At 52.9% G+C, this 24,432-nt stretch carries 19 protein-coding genes, 4 tRNA genes and 1 riboswitch; of the genes, 17 read left to right on the top strand and 6 right to left on the bottom strand.

What is annotated here, in order from left to right; translation table 11 throughout:
- Positions 1-76 precede the first annotated feature (76 nt).
- Positions 77-1,114 carry a UDP-N-acetylmuramate dehydrogenase gene (murB, locus tag PAT9B_RS01025; protein WP_013507394.1) on the top strand — a complete coding sequence of 346 codons (1,038 nt, stop codon included), beginning with the start codon at positions 77-79 and terminating at the stop codon, positions 1,112-1,114.
- Positions 1,111-2,073: a bifunctional biotin--[acetyl-CoA-carboxylase] ligase/biotin operon repressor BirA gene (birA, locus tag PAT9B_RS01030; RefSeq protein ID WP_013507395.1), complete on the top strand. Its 963-nt coding sequence runs from the start codon at positions 1,111-1,113 to the stop codon at positions 2,071-2,073. Before murB ends, birA begins: the two co-directional genes overlap by 4 nt.
- An 81-nt stretch (positions 2,074-2,154) precedes the next feature.
- Here the strand turns inward: birA and coaA are convergent, their stop codons facing one another.
- Entirely contained in the window at positions 2,155-3,105 is a 951-nt protein-coding gene (coaA, locus tag PAT9B_RS01035) for a type I pantothenate kinase (protein WP_041525719.1), read from the bottom strand.
- A 203-nt stretch (positions 3,106-3,308) separates the two neighbouring features.
- Positions 3,309-3,866, bottom strand: coding sequence for a GNAT family N-acetyltransferase (locus PAT9B_RS01040; protein WP_013507397.1), 558 nt, complete (start codon positions 3,864-3,866; stop codon positions 3,309-3,311).
- A gap of 328 nt (positions 3,867-4,194) precedes the next feature.
- Between PAT9B_RS01040 and PAT9B_RS01045 the strand changes: the two genes are divergently transcribed.
- From PAT9B_RS01045 to rpoC, 13 genes are all read left to right on the top strand, one after another.
- A tRNA-Thr gene (locus PAT9B_RS01045) sits at positions 4,195-4,270 on the top strand.
- 7 nt (positions 4,271-4,277) lie between these two features.
- Positions 4,278-4,362 (top strand) — tRNA-Tyr (locus tag PAT9B_RS01050).
- A gap of 187 nt (positions 4,363-4,549) precedes the next feature.
- Positions 4,550-4,624 (top strand) — tRNA-Gly (locus PAT9B_RS01055).
- A gap of 5 nt (positions 4,625-4,629) precedes the next feature.
- A tRNA-Thr gene (locus PAT9B_RS01060) sits at positions 4,630-4,705 on the top strand.
- A gap of 107 nt (positions 4,706-4,812) precedes the next feature.
- Entirely contained in the window at positions 4,813-5,997 is a 1,185-nt protein-coding gene (gene tuf / locus PAT9B_RS01065) for an elongation factor Tu (protein ID WP_013507398.1), read from the top strand.
- 228 nt (positions 5,998-6,225) lie between these two features.
- Positions 6,226-6,609 carry a preprotein translocase subunit SecE gene (gene secE, locus PAT9B_RS01070; protein ID WP_013507399.1) on the top strand — a complete coding sequence of 128 codons (384 nt, stop codon included), beginning with the start codon at positions 6,226-6,228 and terminating at the stop codon, positions 6,607-6,609.
- 1 nt (position 6,610) lies between these two features.
- Positions 6,611-7,156, top strand: coding sequence for a transcription termination/antitermination protein NusG (gene nusG / locus PAT9B_RS01075; protein ID WP_013507400.1), 546 nt, complete (start codon positions 6,611-6,613; stop codon positions 7,154-7,156).
- Positions 7,157-7,301: 145 nt separating this feature from the next.
- Positions 7,302-7,730, top strand: coding sequence for a 50S ribosomal protein L11 (gene rplK / locus PAT9B_RS01080; RefSeq protein WP_013507401.1), 429 nt, complete (start codon positions 7,302-7,304; stop codon positions 7,728-7,730).
- Positions 7,731-7,733: 3 nt separating this feature from the next.
- Positions 7,734-8,438 carry a 50S ribosomal protein L1 gene (gene rplA, locus PAT9B_RS01085; RefSeq protein WP_013507402.1) on the top strand — a complete coding sequence of 235 codons (705 nt, stop codon included), beginning with the start codon at positions 7,734-7,736 and terminating at the stop codon, positions 8,436-8,438.
- Between the two features lie 352 nt (positions 8,439-8,790).
- A complete protein-coding gene (rplJ, locus tag PAT9B_RS01090) occupies positions 8,791-9,288 on the top strand; it encodes a 50S ribosomal protein L10 (RefSeq protein WP_013507403.1) in 498 nt (165 codons plus the stop codon).
- 60 nt (positions 9,289-9,348) lie between these two features.
- Entirely contained in the window at positions 9,349-9,711 is a 363-nt protein-coding gene (gene rplL, locus PAT9B_RS01095; RefSeq protein WP_013507404.1) for a 50S ribosomal protein L7/L12, read from the top strand.
- 328 nt (positions 9,712-10,039) lie between these two features.
- Positions 10,040-14,068, top strand: a complete 4,029-nt coding sequence (rpoB, locus tag PAT9B_RS01100; protein WP_013507405.1) for a DNA-directed RNA polymerase subunit beta — start codon at positions 10,040-10,042, stop codon at positions 14,066-14,068.
- Positions 14,069-14,149: 81 nt separating this feature from the next.
- Positions 14,150-18,373, top strand: coding sequence for a DNA-directed RNA polymerase subunit beta' (gene rpoC / locus PAT9B_RS01105; RefSeq protein WP_013507406.1), 4,224 nt, complete (start codon positions 14,150-14,152; stop codon positions 18,371-18,373).
- A 61-nt stretch (positions 18,374-18,434) separates the two neighbouring features.
- On the opposite strand, the gene PAT9B_RS01110 is transcribed toward rpoC, so the two are convergent.
- Positions 18,435-18,623: a DUF1127 domain-containing protein gene (locus tag PAT9B_RS01110; protein WP_013507407.1), complete on the bottom strand. Its 189-nt coding sequence runs from the start codon at positions 18,621-18,623 to the stop codon at positions 18,435-18,437.
- Positions 18,624-18,797: 174 nt separating this feature from the next.
- Between PAT9B_RS01110 and PAT9B_RS01115 the strand changes: the two genes are divergently transcribed.
- Positions 18,798-20,240: a PLP-dependent aminotransferase family protein gene (locus PAT9B_RS01115; RefSeq protein ID WP_013507408.1), complete on the top strand. Its 1,443-nt coding sequence runs from the start codon at positions 18,798-18,800 to the stop codon at positions 20,238-20,240.
- Positions 20,241-20,263: 23 nt separating this feature from the next.
- Here PAT9B_RS01115 and thiE read toward each other — a convergent pair whose 3' ends face one another.
- The 3 genes from thiE to PAT9B_RS01130 form a co-directional block, all read right to left on the bottom strand.
- Positions 20,264-20,899, bottom strand: a complete 636-nt coding sequence (thiE, locus tag PAT9B_RS01120; protein ID WP_013507409.1) for a thiamine phosphate synthase — start codon at positions 20,897-20,899, stop codon at positions 20,264-20,266.
- Positions 20,896-22,821: a phosphomethylpyrimidine synthase ThiC gene (gene thiC, locus PAT9B_RS01125; RefSeq protein WP_013507410.1), complete on the bottom strand. Its 1,926-nt coding sequence runs from the start codon at positions 22,819-22,821 to the stop codon at positions 20,896-20,898. Before thiC ends, thiE begins: the two co-directional genes overlap by 4 nt.
- A 77-nt stretch (positions 22,822-22,898) precedes the next feature.
- Positions 22,899-22,999: riboswitch (TPP riboswitch) on the bottom strand.
- Between the two features lie 88 nt (positions 23,000-23,087).
- Positions 23,088-23,594: an Rsd/AlgQ family anti-sigma factor gene (locus tag PAT9B_RS01130; protein WP_013507411.1), complete on the bottom strand. Its 507-nt coding sequence runs from the start codon at positions 23,592-23,594 to the stop codon at positions 23,088-23,090.
- A 63-nt stretch (positions 23,595-23,657) separates the two neighbouring features.
- Here PAT9B_RS01130 and nudC point away from each other — a divergent pair, with 63 nt between their 5' ends.
- Positions 23,658-24,431, top strand: coding sequence for an NAD(+) diphosphatase (gene nudC, locus PAT9B_RS01135; RefSeq protein WP_013507412.1), 774 nt, complete (start codon positions 23,658-23,660; stop codon positions 24,429-24,431).
- Position 24,432: the final 1 nt, after the last annotated feature.

A 24,432-nucleotide genomic window follows, 5' to 3' on the forward strand; every position in this document is an offset into this window, starting at 1 on the left:
AAAACCACGAAAACATCCCACTCGCCACGATCTGATCAGGTAAACTACGGCCAGATTAATCAGTTAAGGCCGTGAAATGTCCAGCCCCAACACTTCTCTTAAAGCTTTCAATACGCTTGGCCTTGAGGTCAGTGCAAAAAATATCGTTATTGCTGATACTGCAAAGGCCATCATTGATGCATGGCAGAGTTGTGTCCAGCAGGGACAGCCTTATATGGTGCTCGGAGGCGGTAGCAATGTGCTGTTTCTTGAGGATTTTGACGGTACCGTCATTATCAATGCCATCAAAGGGATTGCTATCGAAGAGCATACAGAAGCGTGGCAGTTGCATGTTGGTGCAGGAGAAAACTGGCATCAACTGGTGGAGCATACCTTAAAGAAAGGGATCACGGGGCTGGAGAATCTGGCGCTGATCCCGGGTATGGCCGGTTCGGCTCCTATCCAAAACATCGGCGCTTACGGCGTGGAATTCAAAGACATCTGTGATTACGTTGAGGCCGTGCATTTGTCCACCGGGAAGATTGTGCGCCTGCATCGCGAAGAGTGTGCATTTGGTTACCGCGACAGTATTTTCAAACACGCCATGAAAGATGACTACGTCATTGTGGCTGTGGGATTGCGTCTGGCAAAACAATGGCGCCCCGTGCTGAGTTACGGCGACCTGGCACGGCTCAACCCTGCAACGGCCAGCGCATGGGATGTGTTCACTGCGGTATGCCAGATGCGACAGAGCAAATTACCTGATCCCAGCGTAACGGGTAATGTGGGGAGTTTCTTCAAAAACCCTCTGGTTAGCGCCAGCCAGGCCGCCACGTTATGTGCACAATGGCCGACGTTGCCGCTCTATCCTCAACCCGATGGTGAAGTAAAGCTGGCTGCAGGCTGGTTGATCGATCAGTGTCAGTTGAAGGGGTATCGGGTTGGTGGTGCTGCTGTGCATCGTCAGCAGGCACTGGTATTGATCAACGAAGATCAGGCGACACCGCAAGATATCGTGCAACTGGCACGCGAAGTACGAAACCACGTTGGTGAAAAATTTAATGTCTGGCTGGAGCCGGAAGTTCGCTTTATTGGTGCACAAGGCGAATGCAATGCCGTTGAGGTGATCTCATGAAAGACCACACTGTCCCATTAAAACTGGTCGCTTTACTGGCGGATGGCGAATTCCATTCGGGTGAGCAATTGGGCGAAGTTCTGGGGATGAGCCGGGCAGCGATCAATAAGCATGTACAAACGCTGAAAAGCTGGGGACTGGACGTTTATACGGTCACCGGGAAAGGTTATAGCCTGCCTGCTCCTGTTCAACTCCTGAATGAAAGCGAGATTTTGTCGCGTCTGGATCAGCCTAACCTGGCTGTCATTCCGGTCATCGACTCCACGAATCAGTATTTACTCGATCGTATGGATCAGCTGGTTTCGGGTGATGCCTGTATTGCTGAGTATCAGCAGGCAGGGCGAGGACGGCGTGGCAGGCAGTGGTTTTCCCCCTTCGGAGCTAATCTGTACATGTCGATGTACTGGCGTCTGGAGCAGGGGCCAGCTGCGGCGATGGGACTGAGTCTGGTGATAGGTATCGTCATGGCTGAAGTTATTCAGTCACTCGGCGCGAAGGATGTCCGTGTCAAATGGCCAAATGACCTCTATCTGCACGATCGAAAACTGGCCGGCATCCTGGTGGAACTGACGGGTAAAACCGGTGATGCGGCTCAGATTGTTATTGGCGCGGGGATTAACCTTGCCATGCGTTCTGAAGGCGCATCACAAATAAATCAGGGTTGGATTAACTTGCAGGAAGCGGGTGTTCAGATAGATCGTAATCAGTTATCTGCTCAATTGATTAACAGCCTACGGGAAGCGCTGCCGTTATTTGAACGTGATGGGCTGGCCCCTTTCATTGAACGTTGGGATGCATTGGATAATTTCATTAATCGACCGGTAAAATTGTTGATTGGCGACCGCGAGGTACATGGCATAGCTCGTGGTGTGGATAAACAAGGTGGGTTATTACTGGAGCAAGAGGGTGAAGTTAAAGCCTGGGTTGGCGGCGAAATTTCATTACGACCTGATAATTAACCCACAGTCATTTAGCGCTTTATGACAATACGTTCATAACAATGAAGCCCTGATAAGTTCAGGGCTTCATTGTTGGTATGATTATTTTCTCAGACGTACATGTTGCACGGCATGATCAGCTGATTTGGTCATAATCAGGCTGGCCCGCTCACGAGTTGGTAGAATATTTTCTTTAAGATTTAACCAGTTAATCTCTTTCCACAGGCTGCGGGCGATACCGACAGCATCCTCTTCAGGCAGTTGAGAATAATGATGGAAATATGAATCTGGATCGCTAAAAGCACCTTCACGAAATTTCAGGAAGCGATTGATATACCAGCTTTCAAGTAGATCTTCAGGTGCATCCACATATATGGAGAAGTCGACAAAATCCGAAACAAATACATGATGCGGATCGTGTGGATAATCCATACCACTTTGCAGGACGTTTAAACCTTCAAGAATCAGAATATCGGGCTGTTGAACCACTTTATCGCCATCCGGAATCACATCATAAATCAGATGTGAGTAAACCGGGGCGGTCACCTGATTGGCACCGGATTTCAGGTCGGAGACAAAATTGACCAACCGATGCATATCGTAGGATTGCGGAAAGCCTTTCTTTTTCATCAACCCGCGTTCTTTTAATACCGCATTTGGGTGGAGAAAGCCGTCCGTGGTGATCAATTCTACCTTGCGATGTTCCGGCCAACGGCTGAGCAATGCCTGCAACACGCGTGCCGTGGTGCTTTTGCCCACCGCGACACTACCGGCAATGCTGATGATATACGGGATTTTTTGCCCGTTGGTACCCAGGAACTGCTCAAGCACGGCCTGGCGGCGCAGATTAGAACTGATATAAAAATTTAACAGGCGTGATAACGGCAAATAGATCTCTGCGACCTCTTCCAGCGAGAGATCTTCGTTGATGCCGCGTAACCGGTCGATTTCACCCTCAGTCAGCGTCATTGGCACGGAATCACGCAAGGCGGCCCATTGCTGACGATTGAACTGTAGATAGGGTGTAGTAAGTGGCGTCGTCTTTTTACTCATAAGCATGCATCTGACCGCAAATTCTGGCTCATCTACACCTTGCAGCATCAGGCATACAGCGATGTGTCGAACTCAGTTGCACGTCACAGGGGTAATTTAACGAGAACAATGGGCAGGAGGGTAACACCAGTGTGACTTTAAAAAGAAGCAAAATGATAAACGCGAGCACGCTTTCGTAATCGTGCCCACATTTTTCTTGCCACTCAGTAGGTTGTCGTAGCCGTTTCTGGTGCGCTCACTCGCAGGCGTTTGTAATAGATAGCCCCGGGGTGGGGATGCCCATCCGCACGCAGCGAATAATCCGGCAACTCGCCAAGATAATGATACCCCTGTGCCTGATAAAAGGCTTCCGCTGGAGAACCCGCCATAACATCCAGATAGAGCAGACCGCGATGGCATGCTTCCGCTTTTTGCTCCAGTGCCTGCATCAGTTTATAGCCAATCCCCTCACGCCTGGCACGGGAATGAACCAGCAAATGCAGGATCTCAGCGCGGTTCTGGCCATCAGGACGCTGGCAGATACTGAGCTGCACGCTGCCGACAAGCCCTGAATCATTCAATGCAACCCACAGCAGCAATTCATGACGCGCCAGGCGGTCACGTAAGCTGTGAAAGTAACGTTCTGCTATCTGCTGTTGTTCCAGTCCGCTCGATTGCCGAAATGAAGACGTCATATTGTGTGCGATCGCATCAATCATCAACGCGGCCAGGGCATGGCGATATCGAGGTAAGGTGGCGGCATTGAGTAAAATAATCTGCATGCGAAATCCTCCTTGTTTGGACTGGTTGATTGAATCAAGCAAATTGCGGGCCAGCAAAAAAATGCGGTGTGAGTAAAGAAAATTATGCAATTTACATTCGCGTGCACAGACAAAAGGCAGCATGACTCAGAATTGTGCAGTGGTTTAGAGAAAAATCTATCTGGAAGGGGACGTCTGTCGCGGGTAAAAAAGCAGCACCCTTGAACAAATTTGCTGCATTTTATGCTTGATTTGCGAGGATTTGCACAAATAGTAATCGATAGCGCAATTTTGGCAATTTTTTTGTTGCATCCTGCATCCGCTCTTCCTAGAATGCGCGTCACTTGATGCCGGCTTAGCTCAGTTGGTAGAGCAACTGACTTGTAATCAGTAGGTCACCAGTTCGATTCCGGTAGCCGGCACCATCAAGTAGGTGGGATTCCCGAGCGGCCAAAGGGAGCAGACTGTAAATCTGCCGTCACAGACTTCGAAGGTTCGAATCCTTCTCCCACCACCATCTCAACCTCCTGGTTGAGCGTCAGATGAAGTCGTCTGATGGGTGAGTTCAATTCTCTCACCTTCGAATTCAGACTGAGCATTGGCACAGTCAACGTTAGTCGGAAACACTGGCTAACTCGAATAATAGAAGGTCTTCTTTTATTATTCATAAGCTACAGAAAGAACAGGTAGCCGAGTTCCAGGATGCGGGCATCGTATAATGGCTATTACCTCAGCCTTCCAAGCTGATGATGCGGGTTCGATTCCCGCTGCCCGCTCCAGATGTGCTGATATGGCTCAGTTGGTAGAGCGCACCCTTGGTAAGGGTGAGGTCCCCAGTTCGACTCTGGGTATCAGCACCACTTCCTTTATCTCTCTCCTGATTCTCTCTCTGTAAAACTAACAGTCAGGCATAGCCTGGTTGATGTGACGATATCTTTGATATATCCATGTCTTAGAGGGACAAGCGATGGCTAAAGAGCAATTTCAACGTAACAAACTGCACGTAAACGTGGGCACCATCGGTCACGTTGACCACGGTAAAACCACCCTGACTGCTGCAATCACCACCGTACTGGCTAAAACCTACGGCGGCCAGGCTCGTGCATTCGACCAGATCGACAACGCGCCGGAAGAGAAAGCTCGTGGTATCACCATCAACACTTCTCACGTTGAATACGAAACCCCGACTCGCCACTACGCGCACGTTGACTGCCCGGGCCACGCCGACTACGTGAAAAACATGATCACCGGTGCTGCTCAGATGGACGGCGCAATCCTGGTTGTTGCTGCGACTGACGGCCCGATGCCGCAGACCCGTGAGCACATCCTGCTGGGTCGTCAGGTAGGCGTTCCGTACATCATCGTGTTCCTGAACAAATGTGACATGGTTGATGACGAAGAGCTGCTGGAACTGGTTGAGATGGAAGTTCGTGACCTGCTGTCACAGTACGACTTCCCGGGCGACGACACGCCGATCGTGCGTGGTTCAGCTCTGAAAGCGCTGGAAGGCGACGCAGAGTGGGAAGCGAAGATCGTTGAGCTGGCTGGTCACCTGGATACTTACATCCCGGATCCGGTTCGTGCAATCGACCTGCCGTTCCTGCTGCCGATCGAAGACGTATTCTCAATCTCTGGCCGTGGTACTGTAGTAACCGGTCGTGTAGAGCGCGGTATCGTTAAAGTTGGCGACGAAGTAGAAATCGTTGGTATCAAAGCGACTGCGAAATCAACCTGTACTGGCGTTGAAATGTTCCGCAAACTGCTGGATCAGGGTCAGGCGGGTGAAAACTGTGGTGTTCTGCTGCGTGGTATCAAGCGTGAAGACATCCAGCGTGGTCAGGTACTGGCTAAGCCGGGCACCATCAAGCCGCACACTCAGTTCGAATCAGAAGTGTACGTACTGTCTAAAGACGAAGGCGGCCGTCATACTCCGTTCTTCAAAGGCTACCGTCCTCAGTTCTACTTCCGTACTACTGACGTAACTGGTTCAGTAGAACTGCCGGAAGGCGTAGAGATGGTAATGCCGGGCGACAACATCAAAATGGTTGTAACCCTGATTCACCCGATCGCCATGGACGAAGGTCTGCGCTTCGCAATCCGCGAAGGCGGCCGTACCGTTGGTGCGGGCGTTGTTGCTAAAGTTATCGCTTAATCCCGATAACATTTGACGCAATGCACACGGAAAGGGCATCATTTGATGCCCTTTTTGCACGCTGTTGTATAGAACCTGGCTCATCAGTGATTTTCGGTCATAATCATTGCTGAGACAGGCTCTGTTAAGCGGTGCAGGATACCGGGATAGGGCTTAAGAGCTTACCCGGTTTGGATGCCTCGCCATGCGGGGCAGAATAGTTTCTGAATTATAGTGGCAGGTTGGTTTATGAGTGCGAATACCGAAGCTCAAGGGAGCGGACGCGGCCTGGAAACCGTAAAATGGCTGGTCGTTGCCGTATTACTGGTTGTCGCTATTGTTGGTAATTACTACTACCGCGATGTGACACTGCCGTTACGTGCGCTGGCCGTAGTGGTGCTGATTGCAGTGGCAGGCGGCGTTGCGTTGCTGACCACGAAAGGCAAAGCGACAGTTGCGTTTGCGCGTGAAGCAAGAACCGAGATGCGTAAGGTCATTTGGCCGACTCGCCAGGAAACGCTGCACACCACGTTAATCGTTGCCGCGGTAACTGCCGTGATGTCACTGATTTTGTGGGGACTGGATGGTATTCTTGTCCGCCTTGTATCGTTTATCACTGGCCTGAGGTTCTGAGATGTCTGAAGCTCCAAAAAAACGCTGGTACGTCGTGCAGGCGTTTTCCGGTTTCGAAGGCCGCGTAGCCCAGTCGCTGCGTGAGCACATCAAATTGCACAACATGGAAGAGTTGTTTGGCGAAGTCATGGTGCCGACTGAAGAAGTCGTAGAAATCCGTGGCGGCCAGCGTCGTAAAAGCGAGCGCAAATTCTTCCCAGGTTACGTACTGGTTCAGATGGTAATGAATGATGCCAGCTGGCACTTGGTGCGTAGCGTACCGCGTGTGATGGGCTTCATTGGTGGTACATCAGACCGTCCAGCGCCGATCAGCGATAAAGAAGTGGATGCGATCATGAACCGCCTGCAGCAGGTGGGTGATAAGCCGCGTCCAAAAACGCTGTTCGAGCCGGGCGAAATGGTACGCGTCAACGACGGTCCGTTTGCCGACTTCAACGGTGTGGTGGAAGAGGTGGATTACGAAAAAAGCCGCCTGAAAGTTTCTGTGTCCATCTTCGGTCGTGCTACCCCTGTCGAGCTGGATTTCAGCCAGGTAGAAAAAGGCTAACGTCCGAAACATTTTTGTAGTTGCAGCAGGCGCGGAATTTATCTACAATTTCGCGCCTTTTGTTTTTATGCGCTGGCGACAGCGTGTGAATTGTCATCACGGGGAGCCTGTTTTGCAGGCGCTATAACCCAATAGAGGAAATATCATGGCTAAGAAAGTACAAGCCTATGTCAAGCTGCAGGTTGCAGCTGGTATGGCTAACCCGAGCCCACCGGTTGGTCCAGCTCTGGGTCAGCAGGGCGTTAACATCATGGAATTCTGTAAAGCGTTTAACGCGAAGACCGAATCTCTGGAAAAAGGTCTGCCGACTCCTGTTGTTATCACCGTATACAGCGACCGTTCTTTCACCTTCGTTACCAAAACACCTCCGGCTGCCGTACTGCTGAAAAAAGCAGCGGGCATCAAGTCTGGTTCTGGTAAGCCGAACAAAGACAAAGTCGGTAAAGTAACCCGTGCTCAGGTACGTGAAATCGCAGAAACCAAAGCTGCGGACATGACTGGTGCTGACGTAGAAGCGATGACTCGCTCTATCGAAGGTACTGCTCGTTCCATGGGCCTGGTAGTGGAGGACTAAGAAATGGCTAAGCTGACCAAGCGCATGCGCGTGATCCGTGACAAAGTTGATGCAACTAAACAGTATGACATCAACGAAGCTGTTGCTCTGCTGAAAGAACTGGCTACTGCTAAGTTTGTAGAGAGCGTGGACGTTGCTGTTAACCTCGGCATCGATGCTCGTAAATCTGATCAGAACGTTCGTGGTGCAACTGTACTGCCGCACGGTACTGGTCGTTCAGTACGCGTTGCCGTATTTACCCAGGGCGCAAACGCTGAAGCTGCTAAAGCAGCTGGCGCAGAGCTGGTAGGTATGGAAGATCTGGCTGACCAGATCAAAAAAGGCGAAATGAACTTTGACGTTGTTATTGCTTCTCCGGATGCAATGCGCGTTGTTGGCCAGCTCGGCCAGGTTCTGGGCCCGCGCGGTCTGATGCCAAACCCGAAAGTGGGTACTGTAACGCCGAACGTTGCTGAAGCGGTTAAAAACGCGAAAGCAGGTCAGGTTCGTTACCGTAACGACAAAAACGGCATCATTCACACCACCATCGGTAAAGTGGACTTCGACGCTGACAAACTGAAAGAAAACCTGGAATCTCTGCTGGTTGCGCTGAAAAAAGCAAAACCTGCTCAGGCGAAAGGCGTGTACATCAAGAAAGTTAGCCTGTCTACCACCATGGGCGCTGGCGTTGCCATCGACCAGGCTGGTCTGAACGCAGCAGCAAACTAATTGCTGCTTGAAACGGGCGAAAAATTCATCTAGAATCTTACGCCCGTTGTTCTGGTTGAACACTCAATTCAGAACCAAGATTCATAGTGATTGAAAAGCTGAGGTTCATCCCTTTGTTATTCAGGCACTAAGGTTGGAGCCAGGCCTTATCCTGGCCTCCGTCCAAGACCGCAGGAGCGCGATATCTCCGGATAAAACGCTTAATCCCCTGCGTAGACGGTGACAGAACCACAAAGAATTTTTTCTTAACTGGATTCTGCTCACCGTGTAATAGCGCTTATTGCCTTCGGGTGGATAAGTGAAGTGAGTTCCGGGGAAATCCTTCCCCGGTCAAATCCAGGAGCAAAAGCTAATGGCATTAAATCTTCAAGACAAACAAGCAATTGTTGCTGAAGTCAGCGAAGTAGCCAAAGGCGCGCTGTCAGCGGTTGTTGCGGATTCCCGCGGCGTGACCGTTGATAAAATGACCGAACTGCGTAAAGCAGGTCGTGAAGCTGGCGTTTACATGCGTGTTGTTCGCAACACCCTGCTGCGCCGCATCGTTGAAGGTACTCAGTTCGAGTGCCTGAAAGACACGTTTGTTGGTCCGACCCTGATTGCATATTCTATGGAACACCCGGGCGCTGCTGCTCGTCTGTTCAAAGATTTCGCGAAAGCGAATGCAAAATTCGAGGTCAAAGCTGCAGCCTTTGAAGGTGAGCTGATCACGGCGGCCAATATTGACCGTCTGGCGACTCTGCCGACTTACGAAGAAGCACTGGCACGTCTGATGTCGACCATGAAAGAAGCCGCTGCAGGCAAACTGGTTCGTACTCTGGCTGCTGTACGCGACGCAAAAGAAGCGGCTTAAGCCCTCTTTTCCTTCGTGCTTTAACGCATAAACTTATACTGATTCTTAGGAACAATTGTTATGTCTATCACTAAAGACCAAATCCTGGAAGCCGTTGCAGCAATGTCCGTAATGGAAGTTGTTGAGCTGGTTTCTGCTATGGAAGAAAAATTCGGCGTTTCTGCTGCTGCTGCTGTAGCTGTTGCTGCTGGCCCGGCTGAAGCTGTTGAAGAGAAAACTGAATTCGACGTGATCCTGAAAGCTGCTGGCGCGAACAAAGTTGCAGTAATCAAAGCCGTTCGTACCGCAACTGGTCTGGGCCTGAAAGAAGCCAAAGATCTGGTTGAAGCAACTGGCGTGATCAAAGAAGGCCTCAGCAAAGCTGACGCTGCTGCTCTCGAAGCACAGCTGAAAGAAGCTGGCGCAGAAGTTGAAGTTAAGTAAGACAACCTTCGGGTTGCAGTCTGAGTAGTTTCAGACTGATGGCTGGTGACTTTTTAGTCACCAGCCTTTTTGCGCTACAGGGGAATGATGGCGTTTCGCACTGTTTGTCCATTGTTTCTCTTCAATATCTTTTTCTATCGACGCCTTAATATATCGCTTTCCTGTGAGGGTTCCCTGCCCGTACAACGGCGATGAAATGATTTAAGAGTGATAGAAAGATGTATTGCATGGGGTGCCGCGCATCGCATGAAAAACAAAATAGTGTTGCATGAACTGTCCCTTCAGGACGGACAGCGTGGGTCGACTTGTCAGCTAGCTGAGGAACCCTATGGTTTACTCCTATACCGAGAAAAAACGTATTCGTAAGGATTTTGGTAAACGTCCGCAAGTGCTGGACATACCTTATCTCCTTTCTATCCAGCTTGACTCGTTCCAGAAGTTTATCGAGCAAGATCCAGAAGGTCAGTATGGATTGGAAGCTGCCTTCCGTTCCGTATTCCCGATCGCGAGCTACAGCGGCAACTCTGAGTTGCAGTATGTCAGCTACCGTCTGGGTGAACCTGTCTTTGACGTAAAAGAATGTCAGATCCGTGGCGTGACTTTCTCTGCACCGCTGCGCGTCAAACTGCGTCTGGTGATCTACGAGCGCGAAGCGCCAGAAGGCACCGTTAAAGACATTAAAGAACAAGAAGTGTACATGGGCGAAATTCCGCTCATGACCGAAAACGGTACCTTTGTTATCAACGGTACTGAGCGTGTTATCGTTTCTCAGCTGCATCGTAGTCCTGGCGTGTTCTTTGACAGCGATAAGGGTAAAACGCACTCTTCCGGTAAAGTGCTGTATAACGCACGTATCATCCCTTACCGTGGTTCATGGCTCGACTTCGAGTTTGACCCGAAAGACAACCTGTTTGTCCGTATTGACCGTCGCCGTAAGCTGCCGGCCAGTATCATCCTGCGTGCGCTGCATTACACCACGGAGCAGATTCTTGATCTGTTCTTCGAAAAAGTGGTGTTCGAAATCCGCGACAATAAACTGCAGATGGAACTGGTGCCTGAGCGCCTGCGTGGTGAAACCGCCTCCTTCGATATCGAAGCCAACGGCACGGTGTACGTTGAGAAAGGTCGTCGCATTACCGCTCGCCACATCCGCCAGCTGGAAAAAGACAATATCCAGCACATCGAAGTCCCGGTTGAATACATTGCCGGCAAAGTGGTAGCGAAAGACTATATCGATCAGAACACCGGTGAGTTGATCGTTGCAGCGAACATGGAGCTGTCACTGGATCTGCTGGCAAAACTGAGCCAGTCCGGTCACAAGCGCATTGAAACGCTGTTCACCAACGATCTGGATCACGGCCCGTACATTTCTGAGACGCTGCGTGTTGACCCAACCAATGATCGCCTGAGCGCGCTGGTTGAGATCTACCGCATGATGCGTCCTGGCGAGCCGCCGACGCGTGAAGCTGCAGAAAACCTGTTCGAGAACCTGTTCTTCTCTGAAGATCGTTATGATCTGTCTGCGGTTGGCCGCATGAAGTTCAACCGTTCTCTGCTGCGTGACGAGATCGAAGGTTCCGGTATCCTGAGCAAGTCTGACATCATCGAAGTGATGAAGAAGCTCATCGATATCCGTAACGGTAAAGGCGAAGTGGACGATATCGACCACCTCGGCAACCGTCGTATCCGTTCTGTTGGCGAAATGGCAGAAAACCAGTTCCGTGTTGGTCTGGTGCGTGTAGAGCGTGCGGTGAAAGAGCGTCTGTCTCTGGGCGATCTCGACACCCTGATGCCTCAGGACATGATCAACGCCAAGCCAATTTCAGCAGCCGTTAAAGAGTTCTTCGGTTCCAGCCAGCTGTCTCAGTTTATGGACCAGAACAACCCGCTGTCTGAGATTACGCATAAGCGTCGTATTTCAGCCCTCGGCCCAGGCGGTCTGACCCGTGAACGTGCTGGCTTCGAAGTGCGTGACGTACACCCGACTCACTATGGTCGCGTATGTCCAATCGAAACGCCGGAAGGTCCGAACATCGGTCTGATCAACTCGTTGTCCGTGTACGCACAGACTAACGAATATGGCTTCCTGGAAACGCCGTACCGTCGTGTTGTTGACGGTAAAGTGAGTGACGAGATCCATTACCTCTCTGCAATTGAAGAGGGTAACTTCGTTATCGCTCAGGCGAACACCAACTTGGCCGACGACGGTTCATTCGTTGACGATCTGGTTACCTGTCGTAGCAAAGGCGAATCAAGCCTGTTCAGCCGCGACCAGGTTGACTATATGGACGTTTCGACCCAGCAGGTTGTTTCTGTTGGTGCGTCACTGATCCCGTTCCTGGAACACGATGACGCCAACCGTGCATTGATGGGTGCAAACATGCAACGTCAGGCCGTTCCGACTCTGCGTGCTGATAAGCCGCTGGTTGGTACCGGTATGGAGCGTGCGGTTGCGGTTGACTCCGGTGTAACAGCCGTAGCCAAACGTGGCGGTACTATCCAGTACGTTGATGCCTCACGTATCGTGATCAAGGTTAACGAAGATGAGATGTACCCAGGTGAAGCGGGCATCGACATCTACAACCTGACCAAATACACCCGTTCGAACCAGAACACCTGCATCAACCAGATGCCGTGTGTCTCTCTGGGCGAACCGATTGAGCGCGGCGACGTGCTGGCTGACGGCCCGTCTACCGACCTCGGTGAGCTGGCGCTGGGCCAGAACATGCGCGTAGCGTTCATGCCGTGGAACGGCTACAACTTCGAAGACTCCATCCTCGTTTCTGAGCGTGTTGTCCAGGAAGACCGTTTCACCACCATCCATATTCAGGAACTGGCTTGTGTGTCTCGTGACACCAAACTGGGGCCAGAAGAGATCACCGCTGACATCCCGAACGTGGGTGAAGCTGCGCTCTCCAAACTGGATGAGTCCGGTATCGTTTACATCGGTGCTGAAGTGACCGGTGGTGACATTCTGGTTGGTAAGGTAACGCCGAAAGGTGAAACCCAGCTGACGCCAGAAGAGAAACTGCTGCGTGCCATCTTCGGTGAAAAAGCGTCTGACGTGAAAGACTCGTCACTGCGCGTGCCGAATGGCGTTTCCGGTACGGTTATCGACGTGCAGGTCTTTACCCGCGATGGCGTGGAAAAAGACAAGCGTGCGCTGGAAATCGAAGAGATGCAGCTGAAGCAGGCGAAGAAAGACCTGTCTGAAGAACTGCAGATCCTTGAAGCTGGCCTGTTCGGTCGTATCCAGGCGGTACTGATCTCGGGTGGCGTTGAGGCTGAGAAGCTGGACAAGCTGCCGCGTGAGCGCTGGCTGGAGCTGGGCCTGACCGACGAAGAGAAACAGAATGCGCTGGAGCAGCTGGCTGAGCAGTATGACGAGCTGAAGCACGAGTTTGAGAAGAAACTCGAAGCGAAGCGTCGCAAGATCACTCAGGGCGATGATCTGGCACCGGGCGTGCTGAAAATCGTTAAAGTGTATCTGGCCGTTAAACGTCAGATCCAGCCTGGTGACAAGATGGCAGGTCGTCACGGAAACAAAGGTGTTATCTCTAAGATCAACCCGATCGAAGATATGCCTTACGACGAAAACGGCACGCCAGTTGACATCGTACTGAACCCGCTGGGCGTACCGTCACGTATGAACATCGGTCAGATCCTGGAAACCCACCTGGGTATGGCGGCGAAAGGTATTGGTGAGAAGATCAATGCCATGCTGAAGAAGCAGGAAGAAGTCGCCAAACTGCGTGAGTTTATCCAGCGTGCTTACGATCTGGGCACCGACGTGCGTCAGAAAGTTGACCTGAACACCTTCAGTGACGACGAAGTACTGCGTCTGGCAGAGAACCTGAAAAAAGGTATGCCGATTGCGACTCCGGTGTTTGATGGTGCGAAAGAGAGCGAAATCAAAGAGCTGTTGCAGCTCGGCGGCCTGCCTTCTTCCGGTCAGATCACCCTGTTCGACGGCCGTACCGGTGAGCAGTTTGAGCGTCAGGTAACCGTCGGTTACATGTACATGCTGAAACTGAACCACTTGGTCGATGACAAGATGCACGCCCGTTCCACCGGTTCTTACAGCCTGGTTACTCAGCAGCCGCTGGGTGGTAAAGCACAGTTCGGTGGCCAGCGCTTCGGTGAGATGGAAGTGTGGGCACTGGAAGCATACGGTGCCGCTTATACCCTGCAGGAAATGCTGACCGTTAAGTCTGATGACGTGAATGGCCGCACGAAGATGTATAAAAACATCGTCGATGGCAACCATCAGATGGAACCGGGCATGCCGGAATCCTTCAACGTACTGTTGAAAGAGATTCGCTCGCTGGGTATCAACATCGAGCTGGAAGACGAGTAAGCACTCGCATTTGTACTGGTTATGGGATGTTCGGCTGGGGTCGAACATCCCTGAGAGTCTCACTCCGACGGGAGCTAATCCGTGAAAGACTTACTTAAGTTTCTGAAAGCGCAAACTAAAACCGAAGAGTTTGATGCGATCAAAATTGCTCTGGCCTCGCCAGACATGATCCGTTCCTGGTCTTTTGGTGAAGTTAAAAAGCCGGAAACCATTAACTACCGTACCTTCAAGCCGGAGCGTGACGGTCTTTTCTGTGCCCGTATTTTCGGACCGGTAAAAGATTACGAGTGCCTGTGCGGTAAGTACAAGCGCCTGAAACACCGTGGCGTGATTTGTGAGAAGTGTGGCGTTGAAGTCACGCAGACCAAAGTGCGTCGTGAGCGTATGGGCCATATCGAACTGGCTTCGCCGACTGCACACATTTGGTTCCTGAAATCACTGCCGTCCCGTATCGGTTTGCTGCTGGATATGCCGCTGCGTGACATCGAGCGCGTGCTGTACTTCGAATCCTATGTGGTTGTCGAAGGTGGCATGACCAACCTCGAAAAACGTCAGATCCTGACTGAAGAGCAGTACCTCGACGCGCTGGAAGAATTCGGTGACGAATTCGACGCGAAGATGGGTGCGGAAGCTATCCAGGCCCTGTTGAAAAACATGGATCTGGAGCAGGAGTGCGAGCAACTGCGTGAAGAGTTGAACGAAACCAACTCTGAAACCAAGCGTAAGAAGCTGACCAAGCGTATCAAGCTGCTGGAAGCGTTCGTTCAGTCTGGCAACAAGCCAGAGTGGATGATCCTGACCGTGCTGCCGGTACTGCCGCCGGATCTGCGTCCGCTGGTTCCGCTGGATGGTGGTCGTTTCGCCACGTCGGATCTGAACGATCTGTATCGTCGCGTGATCAACCGTAACAACCGTCTGAAACGCCTGCTGGATCTGGCTGCGCCGGATATCATCGTGCGTAACGAAAAACGTATGCTGCAGGAAGCGGTTGATGCATTGCTGGATAACGGCCGTCGTGGTCGCGCCATCACTGGCTCCAACAAGCGTCCGCTGAAATCACTGGCAGACATGATCAAAGGTAAGCAGGGTCGTTTCCGTCAGAACCTGCTGGGTAAACGTGTTGACTACTCTGGTCGTTCGGTAATCACCGTAGGTCCATACCTGCGTCTGCATCAGTGCGGCCTGCCGAAGAAAATGGCACTTGAGCTGTTCAAACCGTTCATTTACGGCAAGCTGGAACTGCGTGGCCTCGCCACCACCATCAAAGCCGCGAAGAAAATGGTTGAGCGCGAAGAAGCCGTCGTTTGGGATATCCTGGACGAAGTAATTCGTGAACACCCGGTACTGCTGAACCGTGCACCAACCCTGCACCGTCTGGGTATCCAGGCGTTTGAACCGGTTCTGATCGAAGGTAAAGCAATCCAGCTGCACCCGCTGGTTTGTGCGGCCTATAACGCCGACTTCGATGGTGACCAGATGGCCGTTCACGTACCGCTGACGCTGGAAGCCCAGTTGGAAGCGCGTGCGCTGATGATGTCTACCAACAACATTCTGTCTCCGGCGAACGGCGAGCCAATCATCGTTCCGTCTCAGGACGTTGTTCTGGGTCTGTACTACATGACCCGCGACAAAGTGAACGCCAAAGGCGAAGGCATGGTGCTGACTGGCCCGAAAGAAGCTGAGCGTGTTTACCGCGCTGGCCTGGCCGAGCTGCATGCCCGCGTGAAAGTGCGTATCACCGAGTACAGCAAAAACGAACAAGATGAATTCGTTGCGAAAACCAGCCTGATCGACACCACCATTGGTCGTGCGATCCTGTGGATGATCGTGCCGAAAGGTCTGCCTTACTCCATCGTCAACCAGGCGCTGGGTAAAAAGGCTATCTCCAAAATGCTGAACACCTGTTACCGCATTCTGGGCCTGAAGCCGACCGTTATCTTCGCTGACCAGACCATGTACACCGGCTTCGCGTATGCAGCCCGTTCAGGTGCCTCTGTTGGTATCGACGACATGGTTATCCCGGCGAAGAAAGCTGAGATCATCGCAGAAGCGGAAGCTGAAGTTGCTGAGATCCAGGAGCAGTTCCAGTCTGGTCTGGTAACCGCTGGCGAACGTTACAACAAAGTCATCGATATCTGGGCCGCTGCTAACGAACGCGTTTCCAAAGCGATGATGGATAACCTGCAAACTGAAACCGTGATCAACCGTCACGGCGAAGAAGAGAAACAGGTTTCCTTTAACAGCATCTACATGATGGCCGACTCCGGTGCGCGTGGTTCTGCAGCACAGATTCGTCAGCTGGCAGGTATGCGTGGTCTGATGGCGAAGCCGGATGGCTCCATCATCGAAACGCCGATCACCGCGAACTTCCGTGAAGGTCTGAACGTACTCCAGTACTTCATCTCAACCCACGGTGCGCGTAAAGGTCTGGCGGATACCGCACTGAAAACCGCGAACTCCGGTTACCTGACCCGTCGTCTGGTTGACGTGGCCCAGGACCTGGTGGTGACCGAGGACGATTGTGGTACCTTCGAAGGTATCATGATGACCCCGGTTATCGAGGGTGGCGATGTTAAAGAGCCGCTGCGTGAGCGTGTACTGGGTCGTGTGACCGCAGAAGACGTGCTCAAGCCGGGCACCGCAGACATTCTGATCCCGCGTAACACCCTGCTTGATGAGCACTGGTGTGATGTGGTTGAGCAGAACTCTGTTGACGCCATCAAAGTACGTTCCGTGGTTAGCTGTGAAACCGACTTTGGTGTGTGTGCACACTGCTACGGTCGCGATCTGGCTCGTGGTCACATCATCAACAAAGGTGAGGCCATCGGCGTTATCGCAGCACAGTCCATCGGTGAGCCGGGTACTCAGCTGACGATGCGTACCTTCCACATCGGTGGTGCGGCATCTCGTGCGGCTGCTGAATCCAGCATTCAGGTGAAAAACAAAGGTACTATCAAGCTGACCAACGCGAAAACCGTTACCAACTCCACTGGTAAGCTGGTGATCGTTTCGCGTAACGTTGAGCTGAAAATGATCGACGAGTTCGGTCGTACCAAAGAGAGCTATAAAGTCCCTTACGGTGCTGTGATGGCGAAAGGTGATGGTGAGCAGGTCAACGCGGGCGAAACCGTGGCGAACTGGGATCCGCATACCATGCCGGTCATCACTGAAGTGAACGGTTTCATCCGCTTCACCGATATGATCGACGGGCAGACCATTACCCGTCAGACTGACGAGTTAACCGGTCTGTCATCGCTGGTGATTCTGGACTCTGCTGAGCGTACTTCAGGCGGTAAAGATCTGCGTCCGGCACTGAAAATCGTTGATGCCAATGGCGACGACGTTCTGATCCCTGGCACCGACATGCCGGCTCAGTACTTCCTGCCGGGCAAAGCGATTGTTCAGCTGGAAGATGGTGTGAAGATCAGCGCGGGTGACACCCTGTCGCGTGTTCCGCAGGAATCTGGCGGTACCAAGGACATCACCGGTGGTCTGCCACGCGTTGCGGATCTGTTCGAAGCGCGTCGTCCGAAAGAGCCAGCAATCCTGGCGGAGATCAGCGGTATCATCTCCTTCGGCAAAGAGACCAAAGGTAAGCGTCGCCTGGTAATCACCCCGGTTGATGGCAGCGATCCATACGAAGAGATGATTCCGAAATGGCGTCAGCTCAACGTATTTGAAGGTGAGCGCGTTGAACGTGGTGACGTCGTATCTGACGGCCCGGAATCTCCGCATGACATTCTGCGTCTGCGTGGCGTTCATGCTGTTACCCGTTACATCACTAACGAAGTGCAGGAAGTATACCGTCTGCAAGGCGTTAAGATTAACGATAAGCACATTGAAGTCATCGTGCGTCAGATGCTGCGTAAAGCGACCATCGTCAGCGCCGGAAGCACCGACTTCCTGGAAGGTGAGCAGGCTGAAGTGTCTCGCATCAAGATCTCTAACCGTGATCTGGAAGCGAACGGCAAGTTGGGTGCCACCTACATGCGCGACCTGCTGGGTATTACCAAAGCGTCTCTGGCAACCGAGTCGTTCATCTCTGCAGCATCGTTCCAGGAAACGACACGTGTCCTGACCGAAGCCGCAGTAGCAGGCAAGCGCGACGAACTGCGTGGCCTGAAAGAGAACGTTATCGTGGGTCGTCTGATCCCAGCCGGTACGGGTTATGCTTACCATCAGGATCGTATGCGTCGCCGTCAGGCGGGTGAAGCACCGGTTGCACCGCAGGTGACTGCGGATGAAGCCTCTGCAAGCCTGGCTGAACTGCTGAACGCCGGTCTCGGCGGTAGCGACGACGAGTAATCGTTCGTAAGCCAGCCATTAAAAAACCCTGCTTCGGCAGGGTTTTTTTTCGTCTGTATCATCAGTCACGGCGGTCGATATCTCCGCGCGTCAGCCCGATATCGCGCAACTGGGTATCGCTCAGGTGCGACAGAATGCGGCGGGTTTGTCGACGCGCATACCAGCTTTTCACCCGTTGCCTCAGTGCGCGGTAAATATCCAGCAAAGTCACGTTGAAGGGTTTTGCCGCACGGTTTTGTTCGAATTCCATTATTTTGCCCTCGGTATGATGTCTGAGGAACATTGTCTGTTTTCCCTGCATTTCAATACAGATTCAAAAAACACATTTCTTAAACATACAGATTGCGCTGTGACCGATCTGAATGGTAAAAATTAATCTGATCTGTACTGGTTTTTACCGTCGGCGAATCATGAGGGGCATACGATGACGCGTTATCAACATTTGGCTTGTCTGCTGTCAGACCGCATCGAGCAGGGTTTGTATCGCAGCGGCGAACGTTTACCCTCGGTGCGTACACTCAGTATTGAACACGGTGTGAGTATCAGTACTGTCCAGCAGGCTTATCATCTGCTGGAAGAGAAGCAGCTGATCGTGCCACAACCGCGTTCCGGCTATTTTGTTGCAACCCGCAAAGCCACGCCGCCTGTCCCGGCACTAACACGTCCTGCGCAACGCCCGGTAGAAGTGACTCAGTGGGAGTCAGTGCTGGAACTGCTCAGCAGCCGCATTGAGGGGGACGTGATTCAGTTAGGTAGCGGTATCCCGGACCTGACGCAGCCCACGCTAAAACCGCTGTGGAAAATTCAGAGTCGTATGGCGCAAAAGCAGGACATCAACCTGCTGAGTTACGACACCTTATTAGGTGTCACGGCGCTGCGCGAACAGGTGGCGCGTCTGTCGATTGATAGTGGCTGCCAGCTCAGTGCCGATGACATTGTGGTGACCACCGGATGCCACGAAGCCTTGTCGGTGTCTATCCGTGCCGTTTGCCAGCCCGGCGATATCATTGCGGTGGAATCACCCACTTTCCACGGCACCATGCAAACCTTGCGCGGCTTTGGTATTCGCGCCATTGAAATCCCGACCGACTCGGTGACGGGTATCAGCCTTGAAGCGCTGGAGCTGGCATTCGAGCAGTGGCCAATCAAAGCGGTGGTGGTGGTACCAAACTGCAATAACCCGCTGGGTTTTATCATGCCGGAAGCACGTAAGCGGGCACTGCTGACGCTGGCGCAACGCTTTGATGCGGCGATTATTGAAGATGATGTGTATGGTGAGCTGGCGTGGGAATATCCGCGTCCCATCAGTATTAAGTCGCTGGACATGGATGGACGTGTGCTGCTGTGCAGCTCGTTCTCCAAAACGCTTTCACCCGGTTTGCGGGTTGGCTGGGTCGCGCCGGGACGTTACCGTGAACGGGTGCTGCACATGAAATATATCGGTACCGGTTCCTCCGCCACCATGACGCAGCATGTGGTGGCCGAGTTTATCCGCCTGGGTCATTATGGGCCGCACCTGCGTCGTATGCGTCAGGTTTATCAACGCAATTACGAAACCTTTAGCTGCTGGGTGCGTCACTATTTCCCATGTGGCATCTGTGTGTCGCGCCCACAGGGCAGCTTTCTGATGTGGATCGAATTGCCGGAAGCCTTCGATGCGGTGCGCCTGAATACGGCGCTACGCGCGTCGAAAATTCAGGTGGCAGTCGGTTCGTTGTTTTCTGCATCGGGCAAGTATCGCAACTGCCTGCGTCTCAACTATGCGTTGCCGATTACCGATGCCACCGAACAGGCGATTGCGCTGGTGGGCGCGGCGGTCGAACAGGCGATGCTGGCCTGTAGCTCGGAGGCTGAGGCCAGTTGCTGACGCGCCGCTACATCAGCCGTGTCCTACGCTGTCACCGGGGGTTCCGCCAGCGCCAGCAATTCACGCGTGGCCGCCAGCCAGTCTGGGGCCTGGGTGATGGCGCTGACCACCGCGATGCTGCCCACGCCAGTTGCCAGCACCTCAGGTGCACGTGCCAGCGAAATCCCGCCAATGGCTACCGTTGAAATGCCCTGCAAACGGGTCAGATGACGTTTCAACTCGGTGATGCCTTGCGGCTCAGAGGGCATCTCTTTGGTTTGCGTTGGGAAAATATGCCCTAACGCGATATAGGAGGGGTGCAGCGCCAGCGCCCGATCCAGTTCCGCATCATCATGGGTGGATAAGCCAAGGCGTAAACCCGCCTGGCGGATTGCCTCCAGATCGGCCACATCAAGATCTTCCTGACCAAGATGGACGCCATACGCGTTATAGCGAATCGCTAAGCGCCAGTAATCGTTGATAAACAGGCGAGCACGATACTTTTTGCCGAGTGCGATAGCATCGCGCACGGCCTCTTCAACCTCATGGTCTTCACAATCTTTAATACGCAGCTGAATGGTACGCACACCCGCTTCCAGCAAACGGGCAATCCACTCAACGCTATCGACAACCGGATACAGCCCTAAACGCGGGGCGGTACTGGGGAAGGGGGCGGTCATACATTTTCCTCTTTCAGGGCATCAGCGGCATGATACAGCTCACCGCCACGGCTGCGGAAGGCATCGGACATCTGCGCCATACCAATTTCAATCGGCTGGGCTTCAGCCTGCTGGCGGGCGGCAAATTCACGCACTTCCTGGGTGATTTTCATCGAGCAGAATTTCGGGCCACACATGGAGCAAAAATGCGCCACTTTGCCCGATTCCTGCGGCAGCGTTTCATCGTGATAAGCGCGGGCAGTGTGCGGGTCCAGCGCCAGGTTGAACTGATCTTCCCAACGGAACTCGAACCGTGCTTTCGACATGGCGTTATCACGGATCTGGGCACCCGGATGGCCTTTCGCCAGATCGGCAGCATGTGCCGCGATTTTATAAGTGATCAGCCCCTGTTTCACATCTTCCTTATTGGGCAAACCCAGATGTTCTTTGGGGGTGACGTAACACAGCATCGCACAGCCGAACCAGCCAATCATCGCGGCACCAATACCGGAAGTGAAATGATCGTAGCCGGGGGCGATATCGGTGGTTAGCGGGCCGAGGGTATAGAACGGGGCTTCGTGACAATGTTCCAGTTGCTCCGTCATGTTGCGGCGAATCATCTGCATCGGCACATGGCCGGGGCCTTCGATCATCACCTGCACATCATACTCCCAGGCAATTTTTGTCAATTCACCCAGCGTGTGCAGTTCCGCAAACTGCGCTTCATCGTTGGCATCCTGAATGGATCCCGGGCGCAGGCCATCACCCAGCGACAGCGCAACATCATAAGCAGCGCAAATCTCACAGATTTCACGGAAATGCAGATACAGGAAGCTTTCCTGATGATGCGACAGGCACCACTTCGCCATGATCGAACCGCCACGCGACACGATGCCGGTCAGACGCTTTGCCGTCATCGGGACATAACGCAGCAGCACACCGGCATGGATGGTGAAGTAGTCAACGCCTTGTTCGGCCTGCTCCAGTAAGGTGTCACGGAAAATTTCCCAATTCAGGTCTTCCGCCACGCCGTTCACTTTCTCCAGCGCCTGATAAATGGGGACCGTACCAATCGGCACCGGGCTGTTACGCAAAATCCACTCGCGTGTTTCGTGGATATAACGGCCCGTCGACAGGTCCATCACCGTGTCGGCCCCCCAGCGGGTTGACCACACCAGTTTTTCTACTTCCTCTTCAATGGACGAACTGACCGCCGAGTTGCCGATGTTGGCATTCACTTTAACCAGAAAGTTACGGCCAATGATCATCGGCTCAGATTCAGGATGATTGATATTGGATGGGATGATGGCACGCCCTGCGGCAACTTCCTGGCGCACAAATTCGGCGGTGATATTCTCCGGCAGGTGCGCACCAAAGCTGTGGCCCGGATGCTGTTGTAGCAACACTTCGCCCCGGATACGCTCACGCCCCATGTTTTCACGCAGCGCAATAAACACCATTTCCGGGGTAATGATGCCCTGACGCGCATAATGCAACTGGGTCACGCGACGGCCCATTTTGGCGCGTCGTGGCTGGGGTAAATGCTCAAAACGCAGGTGATCCAGCCCCTCATCCGCCAGGCGCTGCTGCGTATAGCTGGAGCTGAGCTGGCCGATGGTTTCGCTGTCATCGCGTTCGGCGATCCAGCCGGCGCGCAACCGGGTCAGTCCCTGATGGACGTCGATGGTGGCATGCGGATCGCCATAAGCGCCCGCCGTGTCATACACCGGCACCGCTTCATTGGCTTCATACTGCGGGTTATCTTTGCTGCCCCCGATCAGGGTAGGGCTGAGCTGAATCTCACGCATTGGCACGCGAATATCATCACGACTGCCGGTGATCCAGATGCGTTGAGAATTGGGGAAGGCGGTGCCTTGCAATGAATCAATAAAGGCCTGCGCCTGGGCGCGTTGTTCACGACGAGAAGTTTTTGCAACAGACATAGCAAGTTTCCTGTAAATGATGGAAGTTGCTTGTCCGGAGTCCGGAAGGAGTAACAGAAACGGCGCAGGTGCCGGCTGTGATATTTACTCTTGTTCCCTTCGCAGGTACTAACCTGATCAGGTTCCGCGGATCCCGAATTAACGGTCTCAGCCCAAATGGGCACTCCGACAAGAAAATATTTACGGTGTTAGACCGTAAAATAAAAAAGCCCTCGTAGCATAGAAGGGCTTTTTACGAATAACAAGTCTTTTACAAATGCCGGATTCTACGCGGGACGCGCGATGATGCTTTCATTCGCTACCGGCGGGCGCGCCAACTGATTATCCCACGCCAGATGCACCAGCTTGTCTTCCAGCGTGAAACGCGACTCCAGCACTTCACCCACTTCAGACAGCGCCTGCTGGAAAGTGACACAGTTGTCGTCGGTGATAGCCTGTTGCAGATGACCATCATACAGCTGCATCATTCGTTCGGTATTTGCCTCCAGTAACGGATAAATCTGTGCGGCAGCAATCAGGGGGCTGTCGCCCTGCATCTCATTGATAATCCGCTCATAAATACTGAAGTGACCAACCGAAAGATAATCCACCAGGTTGTGACAAAACGCATCCAGCGCCTGCTCATCGAGAGCGCTTAACGCATCTTTTTTTGGCTTCATGCCAATCAACTGATAATAGTTAACCAACAGCTGACGACGCGCGCGTAACCATGAATCGACCAGTTCGTTACCGCTGCCTACACGCTCGGTCAGGTCATCTAACTGAGTAAGCATACGAGGCTCCATGTGGGTTATAGTGGTTCATTCTGCGAATAGACGCTAAGGATGACGATTTAAATGCAACGTGAGATCTCAAGCGTAGACGCTGGCTGGTGGATTGTCAGCCATGAACAAAAACTTTGGCTACCGCAGGGCGAGTTGCCGCATGGCACGGCAGAACAGTATGGTCTGGCGGGCAGTAGTGGCATGGTGATTGGTGAATGGCAGGGCGAAAACGTCTGGCTGATCCGTGAATCACGATCCGACAACATGGGCTCAGTACGTCAGTTGATCGACGAAGATGTCGGCCTGTTCCAGCTCGCCGGACGTGGTGTGCAACTGGCGGAGTTCTATCGGTCGCATCGCTGGTGCGGCTATTGCGGTCACGAAATGCATCTGAGCAAACGCGAGTTTGCCTGCCTGTGTAGTCACTGCCGTGAACGTTATTATCCGCAAATCGCGCCCTGCATCATTGTGGCGATTCGACGCGGTGACGAGATTTTGCTGGCGAATCACGCGAAGCATCGTAATAACGTTTACACCGTACTGGCCGGTTTTGTTGAGGTGGGGGAAACCCTCGAACAGGCGGTCGCGCGTGAGGTGATGGAAGAGAGCAACGTGCGGGTGAAAAACGTGCGTTACGTCACCTCACAACCCTGGCCCTTCCCGCATTCGCTGATGATGGCCTATATGGCGGAATACGAGGGCGGTGAGCTACAGCATGACGGCAAAGAACTGCTGGACGCCGGTTGGTTCCGCTACGATGCATTACCCTTATTACCACCGCCAGGGACCGTGGCGCGACGTCTGATTGAAGACACCGTTGCCCAGTGTCGCGCCAGCGCGATGTGAA

It is taken from the genome of Pantoea sp. At-9b (genome assembly GCF_000175935.2).
Classification (GTDB): Bacteria; Pseudomonadota; Gammaproteobacteria; order Enterobacterales; family Enterobacteriaceae; genus Pantoea.